The sequence below is a fragment of the Devosia crocina genome (genome assembly GCF_900116545.1).
GTDB classification, from domain to species: Bacteria; Pseudomonadota; Alphaproteobacteria; order Rhizobiales; family Devosiaceae; genus Devosia; species Devosia crocina.
Genome location: NZ_FPCK01000001.1, coordinates 26327 through 52502 on the forward strand (window position 1 = coordinate 26327; position 26176 = coordinate 52502).

Consider the following 26176-nt stretch of genomic DNA (forward strand, 5'->3'; position numbering starts at 1 on the left):
AAAGAATGAAGGGCCAAACCATGGCGCTCGCCATGGCGTTATCGGCCGGTCAATGCCTCATAGGCGGCGCGGGTGATGAAGCCGTCCGCGATCTCGCCGCGGCTTGCCTGGAAGCGGGCATAGGCCGCCTGCGTGACGGGACCGAGGCGCCCGTCGACCTCGCCCCCATAAAGCCCGAGCGTTTGCAGCGCAGCCTGGATCGCCCGGCGCTGGTCGAGATTGGGGAACTGGGTGTTACGCGGCCAAGGGGTGGCATAGGGGCCTGCTCCCTTGAGCCGATCGGTCAGATGAGCGACGGCCATGGCGTAGCTGTCAGAAAAGTTATAGCCCTTGAGCACCAGGTAATTGCCGGTCATCAGGAATTTGGGGCCGCTCTGCCCTGCCGGGACATAGAGGAAAACGGGTGTCGAGGGATCGCTGAAGAGGCGGCCCGAAACTCGAGTGATGCCGCGTTCGGTAAAGAAGCTGACCGGACGCAACTGCTCGCGCGTGGCAAGGAGATAATCGAAGCCGTGGGGCACGGTGACTTCGAAGCCCCAGTCGAGGCCGGGCGCATAGCCCATATCGCGCAGGAATTTTGCGCTAGTGGCCAGAGCATCGGCGAGCGAGCCATGCAGATCCACGCGCCCATCGCCGTCGCCATCTGTTCCATGCTTGAGGACATTGGACGGATTGACCTGAAGATGGCCGATAGCACCGGCCCAGGAGCCGACGGGCGCAACCCCGCCATTGGCCTCGGTGAGGCGTAGTGCGGCAAAGAAATCGGCCTTGTCTTCGGCAAAGCGGCTGCGCCGGGCAAAGGTGACGGTGGCCAGGGAGCGCACAATCGGCCGGATCAGGCTTTCATTGGCCAGCACGGCGCCATAGTCGGTCTCGATGCCCCAGATGGCGCCAAGGAGATAGGGATCAACACCGGATTGCTGACCGATCAGATTGAAAACTGCAGCATTGCGTTCCAGCGCAGCGCGGCCCCGTTCGATCCGGCCCGCATTGACGCGGGTGTCGATATAGTCCCACACAGGGATGGTGAATTCGGGTTGGGTTTCAACAAGGCTGGGTACCCTTGGGTCCGGCGTGAGGCCGGCGGTGAGTGCATCATAGCTTGTGCCTGACACGCCGCTGGCCACGGCCTCGTTGCGCAGGCTCGCGATGAAACCGGAAAAATCCGACTGCGCCCAGGCCGGGCCCGTCATCAGCATCAGGAGCAGGGCAACAAGTCGCATGGCTGTGATCCCTTAGCGGTTGCGGGTCATCAGGTGACGTTCCCAGGCATAAGCGGTCTCGACGATTTCGGCGAGACTATCGTGCTGCGGGACCCAGCCGAGCATAGCGCGCACCTTTTGACCGGTCGCGGTGATCGAGGCCGGGTCGCCAGGGCGGCGCGGGCTCTCGTCCGCGCGAAGGGGCACTCCGGAAATCTCGCGCACGCTTTCAACGACTTCGCGCACAGAATAGCCCCGGCCATAGGCGCAGTTGAGCGTGGTGCTTTCACCCCCCGCGCGCAGATGCTTGAGCAAAAGCGCATGGGCGGCAATCAGATCGGTCACATGGATATAATCGCGCACGCAGGTGCCATCGGGCGTCGGGTAATCGGTGCCGAAGATATCCATCTTCTCGCGCTGGCCGAGTGCTGTCTGGCAGGCCACCTTGATCAGGTGCGTCGCCATGGGCGTCGATTGACCCGAGCGCTTTTGCGGATCCGCGCCGGCAACGTTGAAATAGCGCAGGACGCCATAGGTCAGATCATGGGCGGCCGCCACATCGGCCAGCATCCATTCGGTCATGAGCTTGGACCGGCCATAGGGCGACATGGGCTGGAGCGGGGTTTCCTCCACCACCGGATCGAGCCCGGTCATGCCATAAACGGCGGCGGTGGAAGAGAAGATGAAATGCCTGACCCCGCCGCGCACGGCCGCTTCGATCAAATTGCGGGAGGTGGCGGTGTTGTTGGCGTAGTATTTGAGCGGGTTGGAAACGGATTCGGGCACGACGATCGAGCCGGCGAAATGGATGATCTCCGTGATCCCGTGCCTTTCGATCAACTCGTGGACGAAGCCCATATCGCCGGCATCGCCGCTTTCGAACGTGGCCCTTCCGTCTATGGCCCAGTCAAAGCCGGTGACGAGATTGTCGAGCACCACGACTTGTTCGCCCGCATCGGTGAGGGCGAGGACCATGTGGCTGCCTATATAGCCTGCACCGCCTGTGACCAACACTGCCATTGCCGCACTCCAGCCTCAAATGCCTACTTGTTGTGAAACGATATGTAACCGTTGTTGATTTAGGTCTAGGTCTAACTCGTCAACAAAAAGCCAAGGAACTGCTCGTGTCCAAACGCGTCCGCACTGCCGTCTTTCCCGTCGCCGGGCTTGGAACCCGCTTCCTGCCCGCCACCAAGGCGATGCCGAAGGAAATGCTGACAGTGGTCGACCGGCCGCTGATCCAATATGCGGTGGACGAAGCGCGCGAAGCCGGGATCGAGCATTTCGTGTTCGTCACCGGGCGCAACAAGGGCGTGATCGAAGACCATTTCGATCGCCAGTTCGAACTCGAAGCGACGCTGGAGTCGCGCGGCAAGGTCGCCGCACTCGAAGAGCTGCAAAAGGACCTGCCATCGGCCGGGCGCACCAGCTTCACCCGCCAGCAGGAACCGCTGGGGCTCGGCCATGCGGTCTGGTGCGCTCGCGATATCGTGGGCGACCAGCCCTTTGCCCTCTTGCTGCCGGACATGGTTTTCCGCGCCAAACCGGGCGTTCTCAAGCAAATGATGGATGCCTACGAAGAAAGCCAGGGCAATGTGATCGGCGTTGAGGAATGTGCCTGGGAGGATGTTTCCTCCTATGGCGTAGTGGTGCGCGGGGATGGGCCGGACAAGAGCTTTGCCATCAACGGCATGGTCGAAAAGCCCAAGCGGGACGAGGCGCCCTCCAACCTCTTCATTTCAGGACGCTATATCCTGCAGCCGGAAATCTTCGCGCTTCTGGCCGAACAGACGCGCGGTGCGGGCAATGAAATCCAGCTCACCGATGCCATGCAGACGCTGATGAGCCAGCAGCGCTTCACCGGCGTCAAATATGAAGGCAAGGTTTATGATTGCGGCTCCAAGCTCGGCTTCCTGACCGCCAATGTGGTGTTTGCGCTCGATCGCGCCGACATCCGCCCGGGCTTTATCGATGAACTGCGCAAGCTCGATCTCGAGAGCGAGCTCTAGGCTCAGCGCGATATGGTGATGCCGACACTGACCTGGTGGGTATCGGTTTGACCGTTCGCAGAATTGTCGCGCTTGGTGAAACCATAATCTGCGTTAAGGCTGGCGTGGCTGTTGAAGAGATAATCTGCACCTGCCCCAAGGCTGGTGCGATTTTCTGTCGTGGCCGCACCCACGAGCTCGGAAGTCGAAACACCGGCAGAGGCGCGCAGCCTCAACCAGGAGTTGGCGATGTACTGGGCATCGGCCAGGAGCGCGTGTTCTATACGGGCTGAACCGGGATTGTCGGCGCCGGGCGGGGCCAGGGTGCTGTCGAGCCCGAGGTTCAGCCGCAGGGTCGCATTGGGACTATAGGTGAGATTTGCGCTATAGAGCTGGGCGGTGATTTCCCCCAGGCTTTCGGCATCGAAGACACGCTGGCCGACACCGATCGAAGCATTGGCCGACCAGATGCTGTTCCAGCGCGCTTCGACGCCGGCGCGCAGGATGTGGTTGGTGGCATTGGCATAGATGCCGGTTGCGGCGGCGGGCTGATCGAAGACATCGCGTTCGAGTTCGGCCCGGCCATAGACTTCGATGATCGGGGTGATCTGATAGCCGAGCCGGAGACCGGTATTGCCGGACCAGCGGTTCTGGTCGGAATTGTCGGTCACCCCCGTATCGCTGCGGGTCGTGGCGCCATAAACCGTGCGGTCGAGGCCGCCATCAAGCCCAAGGTTGAACTTGCCGAACTGGCGCGTGACACCAAGGCCCAGCGATCCAGTCGCGATCTCGGGCGGAACGATGACGCCGCTGGCAAGGCCAGGCGAGCCGGGAAGGTCGCGCGAATAGCCGAGCCCGATGGAGCCGGTCGCCTGTGTCACCGAATCGATCGCCAGCGTGCCCGTGGCGCCGATGCTGGCAGCGGTGAGGGTAAGCTCGTCGCTATTGCTTTGCCGGGCGATCTCGACCCCACCAGCCAGCACCGTGTCGGTTCGCGTGCCGGCAAGGCCATAGGTAAATTGTGGAGACAGACGCAGCACGTAATTGCCGGTATCGCCCGTGTGGCTATAGGTGCCGCGGAGGCCAACCGACCAGTCGAGCGGGGCTTCACCAGCCTCCACGCCACCGACGGCAAAGGCTGGGGGCACCGGCTGGGCAGGATAGATGCCCGGGCGCAGGCGATCGGCCGGGTTGGCGGTGGTAAAGCCGAAGTCCTTTGTTGAACCCTTGGCTTCGGGCTTAATGGTCTGCCCCGGCGTTGGAACGGGAGCGGGATCGGTGATGGCGGTGTCTGGGGGCGCAACCAGCGGCTGAGCCATGGCGGAGCCCGTTGCCGCAAGGGCAACGAGGAGGCTCAAGGCCATCGGCCGATGTTTCTGCGAGGGGATCACGCCGCGCTCCGCTAGAAGAAGCCTGGAACGGCCAGGCACCCGCGCGCGATCCTTTCAGCTTATGGTTAATGAATGCTTGATCGGTCTTTCAGATTGCATCGACCTTCAGCAAGGGGCCATCGCTGCCGGTGATGCGCACGCGCTGGCCTGCCGGCAGATCGGGACCGGAGATGCGCCAGACGGTGTCGCCGAGGGCAAGCCGGCCGAATCCGCCAACGATGGGTTCTTCGAGCACGCCTTCCTGGCCCAGGAAGCGATCTGCCCGCTGATTGAGGAAGGGGCGATCGGACTGATCGGCGCGCGAGCGCGTCCAGCGCAGCCACAAGACGATGGCGACCAGCGCCATCGTGGCGAAGATCAGCCACTGAAAGGGCCAGGCGATCGGCTCAAAGAACACCACGATCCCCGTGACGACACCGGCGATGCCGAGCCAAAGGAGAAAGCCGCCGGGCAGGACGAGTTCGAGCGCAAGAAGGATGAGCCCTGCGATGATCCAGGCCCAGGGCGCGTTGGCGGCGAGAAACGCAATCAAGGCCATGAACGGTCTCCTTCTGCTCTTCTTTCTTCCCCTCCAGCTGGAAGGGGGCCGATCTGGACTAAGTCTGATCCGGCGTGCGTGGCGGCACTGGCTGCCCGGCAGCAGGGGGACGGGCGGCAGGACGGGACGGGGCGGCCGGCTTTTCGCCACCAAAGGTCTCGCGCGCAATCTCGGCGATGCCGCCGATGGCGCCGATGACGCTGGAGGCTTCGACCGGAAGCATAAGGAGCTTCTGATTGGGCGACGAGGCGATGGACTCCAGCGCCTTGATATAATTGTTGGCGACGAAATAGTTGATCGCCTGCACATTGCCTGCGGCGATGGCGTCGGAAACCAACTGGGTCGCCTTGGCTTCGGCCTCGGCAGCCCGTTCGCGAGCTTCGGCATCGCGGAAGGCAGCTTCACGGCGGCCTTCGGCTTCGAGAACCTGCGCCTGCTTCTCGCCTTCAGCCTTGAGAATGGCAGCCTGACGGCGGCCTTCAGCTTCCAGCACGGTGGCGCGCTTTTCGCGCTCCGCCTTCATCTGACGGCCCATGGAGTCGACGAGATCCTTGGGCGGATCGATATCCTTGATCTCGATGCGGGTGATCTTGATGCCCCAGGGCGAAACGGCAGTATCCACGACACGCAGAAGCCGCTCGTTGATCTCGTCGCGGTGGCTGAGAAGCTCGTCGAGATCCATGGAGCCCATGACCGTGCGGATATTGGTCATGGTAAGATTGAGAACCGCGTTTTCGAGATTGGCGACCTCATAGGCGGCAGCTGCGGCATCAAGCACCTGGTAGAAGGTGACGCCATTGGCCGTGATCGAGGCATTGTCGCGGGTGATGACTTCCTGGTGGGGAACGTCGAGAACCTGTTCCATGACATTGATCTTCTTGCCGATCGTATCAATGAAGGGAACGATGAGATTGAGGCCGGGCTTGAGCGTACGCGTATATTTTCCGAAGCGCTCGATGGTGAAGCTGTAGCCTTGGGGCACTGTCTTTGCGCCGGCGAACAGGATCAGGATCAGCAAAATACCAATGCCGATCAGCGTGATGCTCAAACCATCCAAAGCAAAGCCCTCGAATTCCATGTGGAGACTCCCTGTCGCACGCGCGCGACTTTATGAGCCTCACAGAGGCGAAGCAACTGGCGGGTTGATGTGCCGCGGTTTGGTACCAGACGCCGCCAGCTGGTTCTTCTGCTTATATATCGCGCGCTTTCAACGGGCGGACGCTTGATGCGGCCTGCGTGAAGGTAAGCACTGCGGACGGTTGGTTTGATCCCGATCTTGGCGATTTTCTTGGATGCTAGTCCCAAGGTCTCGATCAAGCTTCGTCGGTGAACCGCACGGCGCCGATATGGGGCAGGTTGCGGTTGCGTTGGGCGTAGTCGATGCCGTAGCCGACGACGAAACGGTCCGGAATTTCGAAGCCGAGCCATTTGGCATTGATTTCGGTTTCGCGCCGGCTCGGTTTGGAGAGGAGCGCGCACACTTCCATGCGGCGAGGGTGGCGCGTTTCGAGGATTTCAAGCACATGCTTGAGCGTGTGGCCGGTGTCGATGATGTCTTCGACGACCAGCACGTCGCGTCCGCCGATCTCGCCCCGCAGGTCCTTCAGGATGCGGACTTCCCGGCTCGACTCCATGGCATTGCCATAGGAGGAGGCTTCGATGAAATCGACCTCCACCGGCAAATCGAGTTCGCGCACGAGATCGGCAATGAAGATGAAGGAGCCGCGCAAGAGCCCTACGACCACGAGCTTGTCGGTGTCGGCAAAGTGGGTGGAGATGTCCTTGGCAAGCGCCTCCACGCGCGCGGCGATGGACTTGGCGGAGATCAGTTCGTCGACGATATAGGGCTTCTGGGTCATGGCGGGATCCGGAGAGTTCGGTCCCTTCTAGCGCGACACGCTCACTTGATCCACTGGTGCGTGGAGACAGGAACGTCCAGGTTCACTTCCACTGACGAGGTGATCAGGGCCTGAGCTTCGTGGAGTAAAAGCCCCCACCTAGCCTCCCCCTCCAGAAGGGGGAGGGATACGCCGGTGGCTCACTGACGTCGAGACAAACTCGATGGGTTCCTCCCCCTTCTGGAGGGGGAGGTTAGGAGGGGGTTACCGCGGCAGATCCGTCTTGCCCATCAGGTCGAAATCGATGGCACGGGCAGCCTGGCGGCCTTCGCGGATGGCCCAGACGACGAGCGACTGGCCGCGGCGCATGTCGCCGGCGGCGTATACCTTGGGCTTGCTGGTCCGGTAGCTCATGGTGTCGGCAAAGAGATTGCCGCGCTTGTCGTAATCGGCACCAAGCTCGGTCAGCATGCCTTCCTGCACGGGACCGGCAAAGCCGATGGCGAGCAGGACGAGGTCTGCCTTGATGATGAATTCCGAACCGGGGATCGGCTGGCGCTTGCGGTCGACGCGGGCGCATTCGACGCCGGTGACCTGACCCTTGGCATTGCCGATGATTTTCATCGTGCCGGCGGAGAACTCGCGAATGGCGCCTTCGGCCTGTGAGGAGGAGGTGCGCATCTTGACCGCCCAGTTGGGCCAGTTGGTCAGCTTGTTTTCGAGCTCGGGCGGCATTGGGCGCACGTCGAGCTGTGTCACCGCGATGGCGCCCTGGCGGAACGAGGTGCCAACGCAGTCCGAGGCGGTATCGCCACCACCGACGACAACGACATGCTTGCCGGCAGCGGAGAGTTGGACTTCGTGGCTCACGTCCTCGCCACCGACGCGGCGGTTTTGCTGGACAAGGAAGGGCATGGCGTAGTGAACGCCGCTGAACTGCTGGCCGTCGACATCGACGGCACGTGGCTTTTCCGAGCCGCCGCAGAGCAGCACGGCGTCATGGTCGCGCTGCAAATCCGAGAGGGGCAGGTTGACGCCGATATTGGCGCCATAATGGAAGGTGACGCCTTCGGCTTCCATCTGGGTAACGCGGAAGTCGATATGGTCCTTTTCCATCTTGAAGTCGGGAATGCCATAGCGAAGGAGACCGCCAGCCTTGGGTTCGCGCTCGAAAAGGTGAACCTCGTGGCCGGCGCGGGCAAGCTGCTGGGCCGCGGCCATACCTGCAGGTCCTGAGCCAACGACGGCGACCTTCTTGCCAGTCTTTTCCGACGAAACCTGCGGCTTGACCCAGCCGGAACGGATCGCCTTGTCGGCGATTGCCTGTTCGACGGTCTTGATGGCGACCGGGGTGTCCTCGAGGTTCAGCGTGCAGGCTTCCTCGCAGGGAGCGGGGCAGATACGGCCGGTGAATTCGGGGAAATTGTTGGTCGAATGGAGATTGCGCGCGGCCTCTTCCCAATCGCCATTGTAGACGAGGTCGTTCCAGTCCGGGATCTGGTTGTGAACCGGGCAGCCGGTATCGCCATGGCAGAAGGGGATGCCGCAATCCATGCAGCGCGCGGCCTGATCGACAACGCGGCTTTCGCTCAGGGGAATGGTGAATTCGCCGAAATGGCGGATGCGATCCGAGGCCGGCTCATAGCGGGGCTCTTCGCGTTCGATTTCGAGAAAGCCTGTTACCTTACCCATTGCTCTCTCTCCTTATTCTGCAGCCGCGTGAGGGGCCGACCCGCGCTTCTTTTCCATTTCGAGAATGGCGCGGCGGTATTCGACCGGCATGACCTTGACGAATTTGGGGCGCATCTCGACCCAGTTGTCGAGGATCATCTTGGCCTTGCTCGAACCGGTATAGTGCAGGTGGTTCGAGATTAGCTGATGCAGGCGCTCGTCGTCATGCTTGGTCATGTCGCCCGAAATATCGACGCGGCCATGCCATTCGAGGTCTCCACCATGGTGATGGAGTTTTCGCATGAGATCTTCTTCTTCCTGCACCGGTTCGAGATCGACCATGGCAAGGTTGCAGCGGGACCGGAACGTCTCGTCTTCGTCGAGCACATAGGCGACGCCACCAGACATGCCGGCTGCAAAGTTGCGGCCGGTGGGGCCAATGACGACGACGACACCGCCGGTCATATATTCGCAGCCATGATCACCCGTGCCTTCGACCACAGCGATGGCGCCGGAATTGCGGACGGCGAAACGCTCGCCGGCAATGCCGCGGAAATAGGCTTCGCCCGAAATCGCGCCATAGAGCACCGTATTGCCGACGATGATCGACTTGCCCGGATCAAAAGACACCTTGTCCGAAGGCCGCACGACGATGCGGCCGCCCGAAAGGCCCTTGCCGACATAGTCGTTGGCGTCGCCGATCATGTCGATCGAGATGCCCTTGGCAAGGAAAGCGCCGAACGCCTGGCCCGCCGTGCCCCTGAGGGTGATCGAGATCGAGTCCTCGTTGAGACCATCATGGCCGTACTTCTTGGCGAGCGCACCCGAAAGCATAGCGCCGGCCGAGCGATCGCGGCTGCGGATGGGCAGCTCGAACTGCACCGGAGTACCATTATCGAGAGCAGGCCTGGCTTGTTCGACCAGCTTGCGGTCGAGCACGGCCTCAAGGTGATGGTTCTGCAGCTCGGAGTGATAAAGCGTGTCGCCCCCGATCGGCTCGGGCTTGAAGAAGACTTTGGAGAGGTCGATGCCTTCGCTCTTCCAGTGGTCATGGGCGCGGTGCTGATCGAGAAGATCGGACCGGCCGATCAACTCGTTGAGTGTGCGTGCACCCATCGCTGCCATAAGACCACGCAGCTCTTCAGCGATAAAGAAGAAATAGTTTATGACGTGTTCGGGCGTGCCCTTGAAGCGCTTGCGCAGCACCGGATCTTGCGTTGCGACGCCAACCGGGCAGGTGTTGAGGTGGCACTTGCGCATCATGATGCAGCCGGCCGCGATCAGCGGCGCGGTCGAGAAGCCGAATTCGTCGGCGCCAAGGAGTGCACCGATAAGGACGTCACGGCCAGTCTTGAGACCGCCATCGACCTGCAGCTTCACACGAGAACGGAGGCGGTTGAGAACGAGGGTCTGATGTGTTTCGGCAAGGCCAATTTCCCACGGGCCGCCGGCATGCTTGAGCGAGGTCAGGGGGGAAGCGCCTGTGCCGCCATCGTAGCCCGAGATGGTGATGTGATCGGCGCGCGCCTTGGCAACGCCGGCCGCAACCGTGCCGACGCCCATTTCCGAGACCAGCTTGACCGAAATATCGGCCTGCTCGTTGACGTTCTTGAGATCGTAAATAAGCTGGGCGAGATCTTCGATCGAATAGATGTCGTGGTGCGGCGGGGGCGAAATAAGGCCCACGCCAGGCGTCGAGTGGCGCGTCTTGGCGACGACCCAGTCGACCTTGTGGCCGGGCAGCTGGCCGCCTTCGCCAGGCTTTGCACCCTGGGCGACCTTGATCTGGATCTGGTCGGAATTGACTAGATATTCCGTCGTGACGCCGAAGCGGCCGGACGCGACCTGCTTGATGGCCGAACGCAGCGGGTTCTGCGAGCCATCGGGCAGGGGCCTATAGCGATCGGGCTCTTCCCCGCCCTCGCCGGTGTTCGACTTGCCGCCGATCCGGTTCATGGCTATGGCGAGAGTCGTGTGAGCCTCGCGGCTGATCGAGCCGAAAGACATCGCACCCGTGACGAAGCGCTTGACGATATCAGCGGCGCTTTCGACTTCTTCGAGCGGCACTTCGGTGCCGAGCGGCTTGATGTCGAACAGGTGGCGAATGGCGAGATAGCCGTTCTCCCCCGAGTTCACGCGGGCAGCGTAGCTGTTGTAGTGATCCTGCGCTGTTTCCGGGCTTTCCTCGAAGGTGCGCACTGCATGCTGGAGATCGGCCACGACATCGGGGCTCCAGGCGTGCTTCTCGCCGCGAATGCGGTAGGCATATTCGCCGCCGACATCGAGCGCCTTCTTGAGAACGACGTCGTCACCAAAGGCGTCGGCATGGCGGCTGACGGTTTCGGCAGCGATTTCCTTGAGGCCCGCACCCTCGATCGAGGTGGCGGTGCCAAAGAAGAACTGCTTGACGAATTCGGAGTTGAGGCCGACCGCGTCGAAAATCTGGGCGCCGCAATAGCTCTGATAGGTCGAAATGCCCATCTTGGACATGACCTTGAGAAGGCCCTTACCCACCGACTTGATGTAGCGGTAGACGACTTCGTCGGCCGATACTTCGGGCGGATATTCGCCTTCGGCATGAAGCGCGGCGAGCGCTTCGAAGGCGAGATAGGGATTGATGGCTTCTGCGCCATAACCGGCCAGCATGGCGAAATGGTGCATTTCGCGAGCTTCGCCAGTTTCGAGCACGAGGCCGGAAGAGGTGCGAAGGCCCTTGCGGATCAGGTGATGATGAACGGCCGCCGTCGCAAGCAGCGCCGGGATGGCGATGCGGTCGGCCGCGACCAGGCGATCGGAGAGGATGATGATATTGTATTCACCGGCAATAGCCGCTTCGGCCTGCTGTCTGATCGAGGCGATGGCCGCTTCCATGCCTTCCGCACCGCTTTCGGCGGGATAGGTGATGTCGATGGTGATGGTCTTGAACTGGTTGTCCGCCATGTCACCGATGGCGCGGATCTTTTCGAGATCCTCGTTGGTGAGAATGGGCTGACGCACTTCGAGACGCTTTTCGCGGGAAACGCCTTCGAGATCGAAGATGTTGGGGCGCGGGCCGATAAAGGAGACGAGGCTCATCACCGATTCCTCACGGATCGGGTCGATGGGCGGGTTCGTCACCTGCGCGAAGTTCTGCTTGAAATAGGTGTAGAGGAGCTTGGACTTGTTCGAAAGCGCTGAAATGGGCGTGTCCGTGCCCATCGAGCCAACGGCTTCCTGGCCGGTGGTCGCCATGGGCGCCATCAGGAGCTTGATGTCTTCTTGCGTGTAGCCGAAGGCCTGCATGCGATCGAGCAGGGATTCCGAGGTCGTCGGCGCCTTGGGTTCGGTGGCCGGCAGGTCTTCGAGCACGATCTGGGAACGCGCCAGCCACTCGGCATAGGGGTTTTTGGTGGCAAGGGTCTGCTTGATCTCGTCATCCGAGATGATGCGGCCTTCTTCGAGGTCGATCAGCAGCATCTTGCCCGGCTGCAGGCGCCAGCGCTCGACAATGTCTTCGTCCGGAATATCGAGCACGCCGGATTCCGAGGCAAGGACGACGTGCCCTTCCTTGGTCACGAGGTAACGCGCGGGGCGGAGACCGTTGCGATCAAGCGTCGCGACGACATAGCGGCCGTCCGAGAGCGACATGGCTGCCGGACCATCCCACGGCTCCATCAGGGCCGCGTGATATTGATAGAAGGCGCGGCGCGTCTCGTCCATCAGCGGATTGCCGGCCCAGGCTTCCGGGATCAGCATCATGGCCGCATGGGGCAGGGAATAGCCGCCGCGGACGAGGAATTCGAGCGCGTTGTCGAAGCAGGCCGTATCGGACTGGCCTTCATAGGAAATCGGCCAGATCTTGGTGATGTCATCGCCAAAAAGGGGCGAGGAGACCGAGGCCTGGCGGGCTGCCATCCAGTTGACGTTGCCCCGAATGGTGTTGATCTCACCATTGTGGGTGGTCATGCGATAGGGATGTGCCAGCTTCCAGGAGGGGAAGGTATTGGTCGAAAAGCGCTGATGCACGAGGGCGATGGCGCTTTCAAAAGCATCGTCGTGCAGATCGGTGTAGAAGGCACCAAGCTGGTCGGCCAGGAACATGCCCTTATAGACCAGCGTACGGGCCGACATCGACACAACGTAGAAGCCATTGTCACTATTGCTTTCCGGTATGGCGGCATAGACCGAATTTGAGATTACCTTGCGCACGATGAGGAGCTTGCGCTCGAACTCGTCGAGAGACAGTCCGGATGGACGTGCGATCACCATCTGCTCGATAATCGGCTGGGTGGCGATCACGCCCTCGGAGAGCTTGGAATTATCGGTCGGCACTACGCGTTCGCCGAGAAGGTCGAAACCTTCAGCTTCCAGGCAGGCGCGCACGGCGGCGGCGCAGCGGTCGCGCAGCGCCTGAATATTGGGGTAGAAAAGCATCGCCACCGCATAGTGATGCTGTTCCGGCAGGGCGAAAGGCAGCACCTTTTCGAAAAAGGCGTGCGGGGTCTGCACCAGAATGCCGGCGCCATCGCCCATCAGAGGATCAGCGCCCACGGCGCCCCGGTGTTCGAGGTTCTCGAGGATTTCGAGACCCTTCTCGACCACTTCGTGGCTGGGCTTGTTCTTGATGTTGGCAATCATGCCAATGCCGCAGGCATCATGCTCGTGGGCCGGATCATAAAGCCCCTGCGCCTCGGGACGGCCTGCCACAATGCGACCATTTTCGATCAGAGTGGTTTTGCGAGGTGTGGCTTTCGCGGTGACCGGAGACTGCGTTCCGCTCTTCTGGTGTGCCATGTCGATATCCTCGCTTCTCAATCGCACCCGTTTCCGGGCTTGGTTCGTTATGTCGTGTGCATCCTGATGGTGCCGGTGCCGGCCCGCTGGATGCAGTCTTGGTCCTCTGGCGGGCGCGCTGTTCAGGCGGGTCGTACTCGGTACGGCTCGAATGAGCAAACGCGGTCCATGCGTGGGGAGCGGCGCTGCATCCAAATGGCCGCTCAGAATTCGAGCTATCTTAGCTCCGCCTGTTCGTTTCCGCTATCGCATAGCGGGCCAGCCGAACCAGCGTGCGTGCTGGCCGCGGAGAGCGGGGCGACGCGTCAGATAGGACAGAGGCACTGCCCTAACGACTTCACATTTGCATAATTCCAAACTAGGCACAAGCTATTTCACCGAAATCGTGCCACAAAAAATAGGACTTTGCGGATTTTGGGATAGGAGAGTGTAGGAGAGTTGTCTCCAAAACCAGAAAAGCGCACCGTAGGGTGCGCTTTTTCGAGGTTAAGCAGAGGTAAATCCTATTCTAGGTGCGATTTGATGAACCACAGGTTCTTGTCGAGATCGCGTGAAAAGGCGGTCAGGATGTCGGCAGTATCGGCATCGCCGGCTTCGTCGGTCGTATCGATATCCTCGCGCACCTGATTGGCCAGGGCAGCATAACGGTCGGCAAGGGCTGCGAGGTGATCGCTTACTTTGCGAATGTCGGTGGGATAGGCTGCAAGCGTGCTGGCCTTGGCCAGGACCTGGCTGGTGCCCAAGGCAATGCCGTCGAGCTGGGCAACGCGTTCGGCAATGATATCGACATGGTCGTCCAACTGCGCCCGCATGGGGTCGAGCATCTCATGGACGGCGATGAAATTGGGGCCCTTGAGGTTCCAGTGCGCCTGCTTGGTGATCAGGGCAAGGTCGATGGCATCGGCAAGGCGCGCATTGAGCACATCGATAACGGCAGCTTTGGCGTTGGACTTGAGGGTGATCGAGGGCGTGTTCATCGTGGCGTCCTGAGGGAAGTGGATCAAGGCGAGGTGCTTCGTCTCGAGTTAATCCAGAGACGGTGCGACTCGTTCCCTCTTCAGCCCGTGAGCGTGCCGCGATGCCGACAGCCAGCAAACAAAAAGCGCGGCCCTTGCGGACCGCGCCCAAACGTCCTTGCGGACAGAGCCTTAGTTGACCGATTGATCCTCGATGGTGGCCGTGGTGCCGCCATTGATGGCAATGGTGCGCGGCTTCTTGCTTTCGGGCAGCTCGCGCTTGAGTTCGAGATGGAGAAGACCGTTCTCGAGCGTGGCGCCCTGGACCTCGACATAATCGGCCAGCTGGAAGCGCAGCTCGAAAGCGCGTTCAGCAATGCCGCGATGGAGGAATTCGCGCTTGGTTTCGCCCGTTTCCGCGGGCTTGGCGCCCTTGACCACGAGGCTGTTCTCCTTGGTTTCGATGGCAATGTCGCCATTGGTGAAACCGGCTACGGCGATGGAGATGCGGTAGGCATCGTCGCCGGTGCGCTCGATGTTATAAGGAGGGTAGGACTTGGTTTCCTGCGTGCCCAGGGCATCGAGGCGGTTGAACAGGCGGTCAAAACCGACAGTGGAGCGATAGAAGGGGGAAAAATCATAGGTCTGCATTTGCACATTCTCCGATTGAGCAACGTGGTTGGATCGACCGGTGCCTTCCGTGGCGCTCCCAAATGTGGCGAGCAACCTACCGGCAGGGCCGGCGTCCCCGGATAACCGGCGGACGAGTAATATCTAGGAAGAGATTTTGGGGGTTCAAGAGGCTTTTTTACAGTTTGGAGCGTGGCGCCGGAAGGCGGCTCGGCCAGGCATGTGAACCGAAAATGAATGGCATGGTGCACCGGTGTTCAGGCGCATGGGACTAGAAAGGGAAGGTGAGACCGGAAGGTCTCGCACTGCGGCTCCGTCATCCGCCCCCCGCACGGAGCTGCGTTGAAAAGAAGCCAGCATTCCTCAGCCCGGAATGCTGGCTTTTCTTTGTTTACCTGCTGCGCTTACCTTGCGCCCAAATGCTGATGGAGGCGCGCCGTGACCGCACAGGTCGAACCCAATGGTCCCAAGCTGGCCGTGATCCCGTCCAATCCGGTGCCCGAAGGGGTGCGGCTCGGCTACTTCACCACCTCCGACCGGGTGCGCCTGCGCTATGCCATCTGGCCCAAGTCCGCCGGGCCACATCGGGGCACGGTGTGCCTCGTGCAGGGGCGAACCGAATATATCGAGAAATATTTCGAGACGATCAGCGACTTCCGGGCGCGCGGCTTTGCCGTTGCCACCTTCGACTGGCGGGGGCAAGGCGGTTCGGACAGGTTGGTGGGCAACGGCACGACGGGCTATGTCGACCGCTTCGAGGATTATTGGACGGATCTGCGGTGTTTCCATGCCGAGATCCTGCTGCCCGATTGTCCGCCACCATTCTATCTCGTGGGTCACTCCATGGGTGGGTTGGCCAGCCTCGTTGCAGCGACGCGTGACAGGATGATGTTTGATCGCATGTTCCTGTCTGCGCCCATGGTGAGCCTTCATGGGATGGAAGACAGTCTTCCCCTCATGGGCGGGCTCGCCGAAGCGCTGAGCTTTATCGGGCTTGGTCCGGTGCCGTTCAAACGGCGCGGCGATCGGCGCCCGCACGAGGGCGGTTTCCTTGATAATCCACTGACATCGGACCTCCTGCGCTATACGCGCATGGTTGAAACGATCCGCGCCGACGATGGGCTTTATATCGGCTCGCCCAGCTTCCGCTGGCTGGCTGCCGCCACGCGCGCCATGGGCGAGGCGGGCAAGGAGGAGTTTTCAGCCCGCCTGCAGATTCCGCTTCTGGTGCTGGCGGCGGCGCGCGACACCATCGTGTCCACCCCAGCCATCGAGCAACTGGGCCTGCGCCTGCGCAATGGGCGGCATGTGGTGATCGCGGGGGCCAAGCATGAGATCTTCATGGAATCCGACGCGGTACGCGGACAGGCCTTTGCTGCTTTCGACGCTTTCATCACTGATCAGACGCGCTGAGCGATCACTTTTAAGCATGCGGGCAAGGGCCTAAGCTTTTCGTAAGGCCTTTCCCTTAGGGGTTCTCCTAGATCCAGAAGGATCCCGGGGGACATCGTGCACACTTTCAAGCGATTGCTGCAGGATCAGCAAGGCAATGTCGCGATTATCGTGGCCTTTCTCATCCTGCCCATGTTGGTGCTGGCGGGTGGTGCAACCGATATCGCCCGCTACGAAATGTTCCGCGCGCAGCTTCAGGATGGCGTCGACCGCGCCGTTCTGGCCTCGGCCTCGCTGACGCAGCGGGAAGATGTCAGAGAAACCGCCGAGCAGTACCTCAAAACCGTCGATTTCATTGGCGGAGTTGATCTCGATTTCGACACCGCGATCTCGCTCAATCAGCGCAAGGTGACGATCACCGGACGCTACAACATGCCGACAAGCTTCTTGCCTTTAATCGGTATCGAGACGCTGCCCATCGTGGCGACGGCGACGGCTTTGGAGCAACAAAGCAATATCGAGCTGTCGCTGATGCTCGACATCTCCGGATCCATGAATGACAACGGCAAGTTTCCGGCGCTTAAGACGGCGGCTACGGACTTCATCAGAACCATGGTTACGCCTGAGACTCGAGACTTCACCACGGTAAACATGGTGCCCTATGCTGGGCAAGTGTCATTGGGGAGAGCTTACTTCAATGATTGGGGCGGAATACGGCTCCACCAAAACTCTTCCTGCGTAGAGTTGATACAAACTGACTTCTACCTGGCGAACTTCCGCTTGGCCGACCGGCAACAAGCGCCACATTTTACGCGATGGAACAGCTCCACTGACAAGCCAGTGCTTCCTGCCAACATGAACCCCGGATGGTGCCCTTCAGAAGAGACATCCATCACTTTGATGTCGAATAATGCAAATGCTCTGACCTCTAAAATCGCAGGTATGCGGATGCATGATGGGACAGGCACAGCCATTGCCATGGTTTGGGGGCTGCGCTTTCTTGATCCTGCCATGAGACCAAGAGTGCGCGATGCCATTGCTAAAGGCTACATCAACTCAGAGTTCTACGATCGTCCGGCCGATTTTCTGACAGACGGCACTCTGAAGGTGATGGTTCTCATGACCGACGGTGCCATTACTGAGCAATATACCGCCAAGAACCCAAACGCTGACGTCCGAACCCACAACAACTGGAAATACTTCTACGATCCGATTTGGAAAAGAAATCTCGGTTCTGGAGAGACTAAGCAGATGATGAACACCGTCTGCGCAGAGGCCAAGCGGCGTGGTGTCGTCATCTTCACGATCGGCTTCCAGCTCAGCGACAGCAACACCAGTCAACTGGCCATGAAAAATGACTTGCGCAACTGTGCAACATCATCGGCTCACTATTATGATGTGCGCGGACTAGATATCGCTTCGGCTTTCAGAGCTATCGCAAGCAATATCAACAGCCTAAAGCTGACCCAATGACCCTGTCCCTTCGCCGGCTTACGCGGGTTTTGCGGCGTGATACGCGCGGGGCGGCGGCGGTGGAATTTGCCATGGTCGTCCCGCTTCTGCTGGCGCTGATTTTTTCCACCCTCGAGGCCGGTTGGATCATGCTGCAATCGATCATGCTCGATCGGGCGCTCGACATGACAGTGCGCGAGTTGCGGGTCGGCAGTTTCGAAAATCCCACCCAAGAAGCGATGCGGCTGCGTGTGTGCGAGCGGGCCATGATCCTTGCCGATTGCAACCGGGCGCTGGCGCTTGAACTCATTCCGATCCAGAACGCTGCCAGCTATCCCACCGATGCCGTGCGCTGCGTCAATCGCAGCAACCCGATTGCGCCCGTGCTGCGCTTCAGTGCCGGGGCACGAGCCGACATCATGTTCGTTCGGGCCTGCTTCGTGGTGTCGCCGATCACGCCGGGGCTCGGGCTTGCCATGGCGCTGACGAAGGATGAGAGCGGAGCGGTGCGGCTCGTCTCCAAATCCGCCTTTGCCAACGAGCCGGCATGATGGGGTCCGCCGGTCGGAAATGGTTGCGTGATCAATCCGGGGCGGCGGCGGTCGAGTTCGCCATGCTCCTGCCGGTGCTGCTGATCGTGCTTTTGGGCTCGATCACCGCTTTCGACATGTTCCGCACTGCCCAAAGCGTCGAGAAGGCGACATTTACCATCGGCGACATGCTGGCGCGCGAGCGCGAGCCGCTCACTCCCGGGCGGCTCAATGACATGCTGGTTCTGATGCGCAATACCGTACCTACCGCGCATGATGGCGGACTGCGCATCAGCAGTTTCCGCATGCTCAATGGCACGCTGCAGCGGGCTTGGTGGGAACGCGTAGGGAACAACGTGCCCAACGTGCCGCCCGTGTCCGAACGCCTTCCCCAGATTGCCGACGGGGATTCCGTGCTCTTGATCGAAAGCTTCGTGCCGCATCCGGCGATGGTCGCCGGCTTTGGCATTTCGGACATGACGTTCAACGCGGAAGCTGCGCACCGCCCCCGCTTTCTCCCGTTCATTCCCTTTCAACGCTGATCAGGCGATCAGAGCGAGTGCCTCTTCCAGCAATTCGTGGCTGGCCGCGGCGACCACATTGCCACCGCCGGTGGGTTCGGACCCATCCCAGCAGGCAATGGCGCCACCCGCTTCGCGGATGATCGGCACAAGCGCAGCGATGTCATAGGTGTTGAGATAGGGCTCGATGACGAGATCGGCATGGCCTGCGGCAAGCAGAGCATAGCCATAACAATCCATGCCGAAGCGCTGCAGGCGCGTCGCGGCTTCGATCTCTCGCCATTTGGCTGCAAGATCGGGCGTGTCGAAGAGTTTTGGCGTGGTGGTGAAAACCCGCGCGCCGTCGAGGCTGGCATGGCCGCTTGCCCGGTTGGGCTTTTCCACGCCCGCACGCCGATAGCTCGAATGACCGGGAAGAGCGATGAAGTTTTCGCCGATAAACGGTTGGCTCATGATCCCGGCTATGGCTACGCCATCCACTGCAAAGCCGATCAGCGTGCCCCAGACCGGCGCGCCCGAAATAAAGGCCCTTGTGCCGTCCACCGGATCGATGATCCAGGACAGACGGCTCTCGCCTGCCGTGCCCCATTCCTCGCCGATGATGGCGTGATCGGGAAAGGCGCTGGCGATGATCTCGCGAATGGCGTTTTCAGCGCCGCGGTCCGCCTCGGTCACAGGATCGAAGCCGGCTTCAAGCTTGTTGTCGATGCTCAACGCGGTGCGAAACAGCGGCAGGGTCATTGCCGCAGCGGCATCGGCCGCTGCCAGAAGCGTGGCTTCGATGCGGGCGAAATCAAGCGTGTCGAGAAGATCGGGCATGAGGCGTCCTTTGGAGGTGCAATTGCGAAGCCGGACGGTGCGTGCCCGTTTGGCGTGCAGATGTCAGAAATGATCCATTTTTGCAACAAGGCCGCCCCAAGTGCGTCGAAGCACGCGGCCTGGCTTGCAGGTGGAAAGGAAAGAGCGCATGCCACTAGGGCATGGTGTGCGTCCGTGCCTGAAGGCAGCCACTCCGCCTCGGCCGGAAGCGCATCGTTCCTCCCTTGACTGGGCCGTCCTTCGGGACGGCCCTTGTTTGTCCGGGCTATTCGGCAGCCGCCTGTTGCGGCACGAAGCCCGGGGCGGCAAGCTGCACGAGGTCGAGGCCGAGCAAGGACTGGATCAGCCCTTCCACCATACGCCGCAGCGGCTCGAAACCCGCGTTTTTCTCAAGCGTTGTCTCGCTCATGTAAAGATGGCGGCTGATCTCGATCTGGATAGCATGCGTACCATGCTGAGGCCGCCCATAGGCGCGGGTGCAAAATCCGCCGGCATAGGGACGATTGCGTGCCACCTTGAGCCCGGCTGCGGTAAAGGCCGTTTCAACGAGGTCGATCAGAACCGGTGCACAGGTCGTGCCATAGCGATCACCGAGCACGATATCTGGCGTGGCGCGCTCGCCATTGCGTCCGAGCCGGGGCATGGAATGGCAATCAACCAGAATGGCGACACCGAAACTGGACGCCGCTTCCGTAAGAAGGTTCTGCAGAGCGGCGTGGTAGGGGTGATAGATGCCCTCGATCCGCATGCGCGCGTCGTCCAGTGTCAGGCGATCGCGATAGATCGGCTTGTTTTCCGCAACCACGCGCGCCAGCGTGCCAAGACCTGCAGCAACGCGCGGCGAAGTGGTGTTGAAACGGTCCGAGAGTGGCTCGATAAACATGGTGGGATCGAGTTCCCAGGGCTCGCGATTGACATCGAGATAGGCCCTGGGGAAATGCGCCCGCAGAAGTGGCGCCCCCAGGTGCGGCGCGCGTCCGAACAACTCATCCACAAAAGCATCTTCTGACTGGCGGATCGAGAGATGATCGAGCCGGGTCATGGCCAGGAAGCGGACGGGGTAGTTCCGGCCTGAATGGGGCGAATTGAACACGATGGGCGCAACGATGCGGCGGGGCCGGATCGTCTCGAATGCCGGTTGATCCCAATAGTCGGATCGCACGTTGCCTCCCGGGCCGCGCTTGACGCGCGGATAGAGTGATTTGCTGTCACTCAAGTGTCGCGCGGCGAAACGAACTTGTCCAGACCGGAGCAAAAACACGTGGCGCTGGAGCCTGACCGGTTGCTTGTAGTGAAAACTGGACTAAACATCGCCTCAAGAGCGACTCACCCCGGGCCTGGCCGAAAAGAGGTTTTTGATGAAGCGAATCCTGCTCGCCGAAGACGATAACGACATGCGCCAGTTTCTGACGCGGGCACTCAAGAATGCCGGCTATGAAGTGGTGTCGTTCGACAATGGCCTTTCAGCCTATGAGCGCCTGCGTGAAGAGCCGTTTTCGCTGCTTCTGAGCGATATCGTCATGCCCGAGATGGATGGAATCGAACTGGCGCGCCGCGCCACCGAGCTCGATCCAGACCTCAAGGTGATGTTCATCACCGGCTTTGCCGCTGTTGCGCTCAATCCCGATAGCGACGCGCCCAAGGATGCATCGGTGCTCTCCAAACCCTTTCACCTCAAGGACCTCGTGTCCGAAGTGGAGCGTCTTCTGGCCGCCTGACAAGAACTATCCACAGGTTGCAGATTGACCCCTTGACCACCCCGGTCCTTTTGTGGTCTATCCGCGCCACCGGAACAGCAAACGCTGAACCGGCCCGGAGAGATGGGCGTGTAGCTCAGCGGGAGAGCACTACGTTGACATCGTAGGGGTCACAAGTTCGATCCTTGTCACGCCCACCATCTCTTCACTTTCGCTTCTGGCGATGGGAGTATAGCTCAGCGGGAGAGCATTCGCTTCACACGCGAAGGGTCACAAGTTCAATCCTTGTTACTCCCACCATCCCCTTAATGCACGCATCTGGTTCTGAGGCGATTGCCTCGCCTTGCGGCTCGGCATCATTCGGCAGCGTTCACCGTCGAAATCAGGGGGAAGCCGAGCGAGGGCAGCTCGAAACTGTCCATCTTGGGCAGAAACACGACCGCTGCCAGCGCTGCAAAAGCGCCTGCCTTGAACATCGTCGCCCGCTTTTTACGTTGTGCTCGCGTCAGCATCCAAGCCTCCTATCCTGCTGTCTTGTCAACGAAGCTGGCGCATGCAGGTTTCATGGAGAAGTGGAGACTCGACGCAAGTTTGGTTAGTTTCACCTTTCCGGTGCCTTGAGAAGGGCCTCAAAAAGGGCGGGATGGGCGCAGGCGAGTTGCCTGCCAGTGGCCCCAAACGGACAAGCCAGAGCAAGATCCCATATTTGTTTGGAACTGGCTTGAGCCGCAGCTTGTTCATCCAGCATTCATGTCCCGGAGGATGAACCCATGAAAAAGTTTGCTCCTGTTGCTCTTGTCGTCATCAGCGCACTGTCCCTGACTGCCTGCACAACCACCCAGCGCACCGTGACGGGCGCAGCCGTCGGCGCCGGCGCCGGCGCTGTTGTCGGTGGTGCGGTAGCTGGCACGCCCGGCGCGATCGTAGGTGGCGTCGGCGGCGCCGCCACAGGCGCTGCACTCGTGCAGTAATCGGCCTGGCTCAGCCCAAATAATCCGAGTACCCACCTCGGAACAATGAAGGGTCCGCCTCGGCGGACCTTTTGTTAAGGCGAGCAGCTTTCGGATGTAGCGGAGATGGGGACGCGCGCTAACACCCTACGATGCTGGGCGTACGCCGTTTTCTGTGGTTGTTGAAGCCTCTGTTGTTTGAAGCTCGTCCGTCCGGCTCTTATTCGCTTAAGTTTGCGATAGGCGAGGAACTCTCAATTCGCGCGCAGAGCACTCGACGAAATACGGTCAACCCTGCGGTGAGAGCCTAAAACTCTCCACGATGCGCTGAGGTTGATCCTGTGCCGTGTTCTGCAACTGAAGGTCGAAACTGCCGTTTGCGGGGATGTGAGACCCAGCTATATCGAGGCGTAACTGTGCTCCTGTGCATTGAGTTGGATCTCCGATGGCGCGGATGGGTGCGCCATTCAGTTTCACCGATATGGAACAAAGGTCTGTTGCGTCGCTGAAGGTCAAGATCGCCTCCATGTTCGGCGGAATCTCTTCTGCTATTTCAAATTGCAGCCGCAAAGTATCAGCGTTTGGGTCCCATGCGCGTCCGTCCGGAGTCTCTTCCCCCCATCCGGAGGTTTCGAAGAAGACGGCGTTGCGTTCAGCGCCACCAAAACGAATGTCCCGACCGAGGGGGTAGGTGGGGGCGGTGGTATTTTCTGCCCGGGGGTTCATGCTGACATCGCATAAACCGAGGCCGACGGCCCGAGCTCCAATGAGCGTTTGAAAGTGGTGGCAGTCAATACCATCCTGACGCAAGCCGAAGCCATTTAGGAAGTCCAGAGTGCGACTGGACATCGCGTCGCCCTGGATGGAGTAGACTGGGGCTGCGCTCTGGGCCAGGATTTTCCGCACTCTATCGCCCATGGCATTGCTCGGATCGGGAACCATGCCGATGTTGATGAACTGCGTTTCAGGCCCGAAATCGGGAATGATATAGGTCATAGGATCGCCCAGGAGCAGAAATATCCCATTACTCTCGAGGATATCAGCAGGTAGCTGGGTTTCCGCGACTTCAGGCATCCAATTGGAGTGACCGAAATCACTTGGCCTTGTGGACGCTATGGTGGCGAGCATCAAGATGCCCGCTGTTACTGTCATTGCACGAGTTTTCAACGACATGAGAGAGAGCATGGACAGCATGGCGGGGCCAGCCAGAAGCTCGATGGGAGTCAGATAGCGCTGGATGCCGAATAACGAGAGCCAAAGCGCATAGCCTGAAAGGCAGAAGAGCAAGAGGCCGAGGTGAACAGCCTTGGAGTCCTTGTTCTCGCCTCCCCTAGAACGGTGCGACCGCCACTGGCCCACAATAGCTATGATCGTTAAGATCAACAGGACACTTAGGATAGCGAACCGGATGTCGCGAAACGGCAACTCTGACGATGGATGCAGCCCTACTGTCCATTGGAAAGGGTAGGTCAGGGCATCGAAAAGATTTTCCGGAAGGAAACGGCGGTCGACCTCATTTTCGGTGGGAAAGTAGGGCGATTGGAAGATGCGATTGTAGAAGGGGAAAATGGGGCTGCGGAATTCGGACCAAAGGCGAAAGGTCCAATAGCCGTTTGTCAGCAAACCGCCGGCCAGCCCCCCGAATGCAAGCACGAGCCAAGATCGGAGCCGGAATTTCCATGAGGGCAAGGCGAAGAGCGATGCCACGGCTCCAAGGGCGAAACAGGCGCTGGTTAGCTTAAGGCCAACCGAGATACCGAAGAGAAATCCCGCCGTACCAATCAAAGCGAAAACGGGAGAGCTTCGCTTGCCACCGATTGCCAGAAGCAGGAGCAGCACTCCACCAAGGGTTGGTATAGAGGCCAGGCTGTCGGCAAAAGATGTTCCGGTTTCCGTCAGAAACATCGGGCCGGCAGCAGCGACTAGCCCGGCGAGCAACGATAGCAGGCGCTTGACCCACGGGGCGATTGCCACCTCACGAAGCACGACGCAGCCGATCAGGTAAATAAGAGGCAGATTAAGCGCCTGGATCCACGTGATGACCGCGGCTGCCCGAAGGGGGGAAAGCCAGGAGTGGAGAAGGTGATGCGGCAGATAAAGGTAGGGATTGAGGAACTGCTGCAGGCCTGCGATGTGGCGAAAGGGATCGGCCTCGAGCGCTGCGCCTACTGTGAACCAATGATAGTTCATCAGATCATAGTTGATGTCCTGACCGCGCAGCCAGGTGAAAAGAGTTAGCCCTGCAGCTGCCAGGAGCCAGAACACGCAAGCAATAAGGAGATCGGCTCTCCGGATGCCAGGAGGCTGTTGCGCAGAGATAGGTTCGCGATTCATCGGGCGCTCAGGGCAGGGATGCCAAGGTAGATCAGCCTTTTGATCTCGCGACGCGTTTGCGTAAGCATGTCCAGGATGAGGCCGCTGAAGAAGGATATGACCCCCGTCAGCATGAGGCCGATGCTCAGCAAGGTTGTTGGCAGGCGCGGCACGAGCCCTGTCTCGAGATATTCAAGGACAACCGGCAGGCCGAGACCGGTGCCGATGAGGACCAGTGCCAATCCAAGCAGCCCAAAGAACTGCAGCGGCCTTTCCATTTTGACCAGCAGAGCGATCATGGTCAAAATTCGGAAGCCGTCGCGGAATGTGCGCAGCTTGCTTACAGAGTTGGGAGGGCGTTCACGGTAAACCGTTTCGACTTCGGCACATGGCATGCGCAACTCTAGAGCATGTACGGCCAGTTCGGTCTCGGTTTCGAAACCGCGCGACACAGCAGGAAAGGACTTGGCAAAACGCCGCGTGAGGATCTTGTAGCCAGACAAGATATCTTGGAATTGCCGGCCAAAGAACAGTTGGACTAGTCCGGTCAGAAGAACATTGCCAAACCGATGGCCGGGACGATAGGCGAGTTCAGCTTGGCTCACCCGGCTTCCGTTAACAAAATCCAGCTGGTCTTCGATTAGACGATGAATGAGGCGCGGAGCTGAGGCAGCATCATAGGTGCCATCGCCGTCGGCCAAGACGTAGATGTCAGCATCGATATCTGCAAACATGCGCCTAAGCACGTTGCCTTTGCCCTGATTCCGCTCGCTGCGCACGATCGCCCCGGAGTTCCGCGCGATTTCGGCAGTCTGGTCTGTCGAGTTGTTGTCATAGACATAGATGTCGGCAGCAGGCAGTACGTCCCTGAAATCTTTGATGACATCGGCAATGGCTACAGCTTCGTTGTAGCATGGCAAGAGCACGGCTACGCGAAAGGCGTATTCAGTGACGGGCAATTGCGAATGGGCGACAGAGACGTGCGTCACAAAACACTTCCTGTTGATGACAAACAACAGAAACGGGATTAGAGGATGCGTCCTCTGGCGGCAATCCCTCTGAGGCAGATGTCGATGCACTATCGGGCGCTTAGCCGCATTCTTCCTTTCGCTTTTGCGGGCGCTGTCGGTTTCATTGTCGATGCGTCAGTTCTCTATATGAGTGTGGATTTGCTCGGCCCGATTTTCGGACGTGGTCTCTCGTGGTGCTGCGCGGTTCTGGTTACCTGGTTGATCAACCGCAGACTGGCTTTCGCAGATAGAGCCGCATCAGAAGATTTGCACGTCGAGTTTTTCCGCTACATGGTTGCCATGGTACCCGGTGGGTTCACAAACTGGATCGGTTATGGACTTGCCTTGGCGCTTGTTCCGGCCGGAGACTGGCAGTTGCTCATCGCAACTGCGGTCGGCAGCTTGGCCGGCATGCTGACCAATCTTGTTATGGCAAGTTACGTGGCATTCTCGTCTTGAGGTTATCGCTCGGAGGCTTGCGTGTGTGTTCCTGCTCATGAGCATT

23 protein-coding genes and 2 tRNA genes are annotated in these 26176 nt (G+C 60.1%); 10 read left to right on the forward strand and 15 right to left on the reverse strand.

Annotation, left to right across the window (positions count from 1 at the left end):
* Positions 1–38: 38 nt before the first annotated feature.
* Positions 39–1223 (reverse strand): lytic murein transglycosylase, encoded by a 1185-nt coding sequence (locus BM364_RS00130; protein WP_092419255.1) that lies wholly within the window; start codon positions 1221–1223, stop codon positions 39–41.
* Between the two features lie 12 nt (positions 1224–1235).
* Entirely contained in the window at positions 1236–2222 is a 987-nt protein-coding gene (galE, locus tag BM364_RS00135; protein ID WP_092419258.1) for a UDP-glucose 4-epimerase GalE, read from the reverse strand.
* 104 nt (positions 2223–2326) lie between these two features.
* Here galE and galU point away from each other — a divergent pair, with 104 nt between their 5' ends.
* Complete coding sequence (gene galU, locus BM364_RS00140) at positions 2327–3211, forward strand: UTP--glucose-1-phosphate uridylyltransferase GalU (RefSeq protein WP_425284859.1); 885 nt, start codon at positions 2327–2329, stop codon at positions 3209–3211.
* Between the two features lie 2 nt (positions 3212–3213).
* On the opposite strand, the gene BM364_RS00145 is transcribed toward galU, so the two are convergent.
* From BM364_RS00145 to BM364_RS00180, 8 genes are all read right to left on the reverse strand, one after another.
* The gene (locus BM364_RS00145) at positions 3214–4581 is read right to left on the reverse strand and encodes an outer membrane beta-barrel protein (protein ID WP_139232436.1); all 1368 of its coding nucleotides are present in this window, start codon (positions 4579–4581) and stop codon (positions 3214–3216) included.
* A gap of 88 nt (positions 4582–4669) precedes the next feature.
* Positions 4670–5119 carry an NfeD family protein gene (locus BM364_RS00150; RefSeq protein WP_092419264.1) on the reverse strand — a complete coding sequence of 150 codons (450 nt, stop codon included), beginning with the start codon at positions 5117–5119 and terminating at the stop codon, positions 4670–4672.
* A 58-nt stretch (positions 5120–5177) separates the two neighbouring features.
* Positions 5178–6197: an SPFH domain-containing protein gene (locus tag BM364_RS00155; RefSeq protein ID WP_092419267.1), complete on the reverse strand. Its 1020-nt coding sequence runs from the start codon at positions 6195–6197 to the stop codon at positions 5178–5180.
* 235 nt (positions 6198–6432) lie between these two features.
* On the reverse strand, positions 6433–6978 hold the full coding sequence (hpt, locus tag BM364_RS00160; protein WP_092419270.1) for a hypoxanthine phosphoribosyltransferase: 546 nt from the start codon (positions 6976–6978) through the stop codon (positions 6433–6435).
* Positions 6979–7221: 243 nt separating this feature from the next.
* The gene (locus tag BM364_RS00165) at positions 7222–8649 is read right to left on the reverse strand and encodes a glutamate synthase subunit beta (protein WP_092419273.1); all 1428 of its coding nucleotides are present in this window, start codon (positions 8647–8649) and stop codon (positions 7222–7224) included.
* Positions 8650–8661: 12 nt separating this feature from the next.
* Positions 8662–13401, reverse strand: a complete 4740-nt coding sequence (gltB, locus tag BM364_RS00170) for a glutamate synthase large subunit (protein ID WP_092419276.1) — start codon at positions 13399–13401, stop codon at positions 8662–8664.
* 503 nt (positions 13402–13904) lie between these two features.
* A complete protein-coding gene (dps, locus tag BM364_RS00175) occupies positions 13905–14378 on the reverse strand; it encodes a DNA starvation/stationary phase protection protein Dps (protein WP_092419279.1) in 474 nt (157 codons plus the stop codon).
* A gap of 171 nt (positions 14379–14549) precedes the next feature.
* On the reverse strand, positions 14550–15008 hold the full coding sequence (locus BM364_RS00180) for an Hsp20 family protein (protein ID WP_092419282.1): 459 nt from the start codon (positions 15006–15008) through the stop codon (positions 14550–14552).
* Positions 15009–15425: 417 nt separating this feature from the next.
* Between BM364_RS00180 and BM364_RS00185 the strand changes: the two genes are divergently transcribed.
* The 4 genes from BM364_RS00185 (at position 15426) to BM364_RS00200 (ending at position 18903) form a co-directional block, all read left to right on the forward strand.
* A complete protein-coding gene (locus BM364_RS00185; RefSeq protein WP_092419285.1) occupies positions 15426–16400 on the forward strand; it encodes an alpha/beta fold hydrolase in 975 nt (324 codons plus the stop codon).
* Positions 16401–16496: 96 nt separating this feature from the next.
* Positions 16497–17852 (forward strand): TadE/TadG family type IV pilus assembly protein, encoded by a 1356-nt coding sequence (locus BM364_RS00190; protein ID WP_139232437.1) that lies wholly within the window; start codon positions 16497–16499, stop codon positions 17850–17852.
* The gene (locus BM364_RS00195; RefSeq protein ID WP_092419291.1) at positions 17849–18382 is read left to right on the forward strand and encodes a TadE/TadG family type IV pilus assembly protein; all 534 of its coding nucleotides are present in this window, start codon (positions 17849–17851) and stop codon (positions 18380–18382) included. Before BM364_RS00190 ends, BM364_RS00195 begins: the two co-directional genes overlap by 4 nt.
* Before the next feature lie 23 nt (positions 18383–18405).
* On the forward strand, positions 18406–18903 hold the full coding sequence (locus tag BM364_RS00200) for a TadE/TadG family type IV pilus assembly protein (protein WP_175528397.1): 498 nt from the start codon (positions 18406–18408) through the stop codon (positions 18901–18903).
* Here BM364_RS00200 and hisN read toward each other — a convergent pair whose 3' ends face one another.
* Together hisN and BM364_RS00210 are read right to left on the reverse strand one after the other, a co-directional pair.
* Positions 18904–19701 carry a histidinol-phosphatase gene (gene hisN / locus BM364_RS00205; protein ID WP_092419297.1) on the reverse strand — a complete coding sequence of 266 codons (798 nt, stop codon included), beginning with the start codon at positions 19699–19701 and terminating at the stop codon, positions 18904–18906. It lies immediately after the preceding gene.
* A 265-nt stretch (positions 19702–19966) separates the two neighbouring features.
* Positions 19967–20863 carry an N-formylglutamate amidohydrolase gene (locus BM364_RS00210; RefSeq protein ID WP_244542722.1) on the reverse strand — a complete coding sequence of 299 codons (897 nt, stop codon included), beginning with the start codon at positions 20861–20863 and terminating at the stop codon, positions 19967–19969.
* Positions 20864–21059: 196 nt separating this feature from the next.
* Between BM364_RS00210 and cpdR the strand changes: the two genes are divergently transcribed.
* The 3 genes from cpdR to BM364_RS00225 all read left to right on the forward strand — a co-directional run bounded on the left by cpdR (position 21060) and on the right by BM364_RS00225 (position 21698).
* Positions 21060–21419: a cell cycle two-component system response regulator CpdR gene (gene cpdR / locus BM364_RS00215; protein ID WP_035086991.1), complete on the forward strand. Its 360-nt coding sequence runs from the start codon at positions 21060–21062 to the stop codon at positions 21417–21419.
* Positions 21420–21523: 104 nt separating this feature from the next.
* Positions 21524–21598, forward strand: a tRNA-Val gene (locus BM364_RS00220).
* Between the two features lie 25 nt (positions 21599–21623).
* Positions 21624–21698, forward strand: a tRNA-Val gene (locus tag BM364_RS00225).
* Between the two features lie 56 nt (positions 21699–21754).
* On the opposite strand, the gene BM364_RS18280 is transcribed toward BM364_RS00225, so the two are convergent.
* Positions 21755–21910, reverse strand: a complete 156-nt coding sequence (locus BM364_RS18280; RefSeq protein ID WP_175528398.1) for a hypothetical protein — start codon at positions 21908–21910, stop codon at positions 21755–21757.
* 258 nt (positions 21911–22168) lie between these two features.
* Between BM364_RS18280 and BM364_RS00230 the strand changes: the two genes are divergently transcribed.
* Positions 22169–22369 carry a hypothetical protein gene (locus BM364_RS00230; RefSeq protein WP_092419303.1) on the forward strand — a complete coding sequence of 67 codons (201 nt, stop codon included), beginning with the start codon at positions 22169–22171 and terminating at the stop codon, positions 22367–22369.
* Between the two features lie 267 nt (positions 22370–22636).
* Here the strand turns inward: BM364_RS00230 and BM364_RS00235 are convergent, their stop codons facing one another.
* Positions 22637–24682, reverse strand: coding sequence for a hypothetical protein (locus tag BM364_RS00235; RefSeq protein ID WP_092419306.1), 2046 nt, complete (start codon positions 24680–24682; stop codon positions 22637–22639).
* Positions 24679–25650, reverse strand: a complete 972-nt coding sequence (locus tag BM364_RS00240) for a glycosyltransferase (RefSeq protein ID WP_244542723.1) — start codon at positions 25648–25650, stop codon at positions 24679–24681. Before BM364_RS00240 ends, BM364_RS00235 begins: the two co-directional genes overlap by 4 nt.
* 78 nt (positions 25651–25728) lie before the next feature.
* On the opposite strand from BM364_RS00240, the gene BM364_RS00245 reads away from it, so the two are divergent.
* Positions 25729–26130, forward strand: a complete 402-nt coding sequence (locus tag BM364_RS00245) for a GtrA family protein (RefSeq protein WP_175528399.1) — start codon at positions 25729–25731, stop codon at positions 26128–26130.
* The last annotated feature ends 46 nt before the right edge of the window (positions 26131–26176 follow it).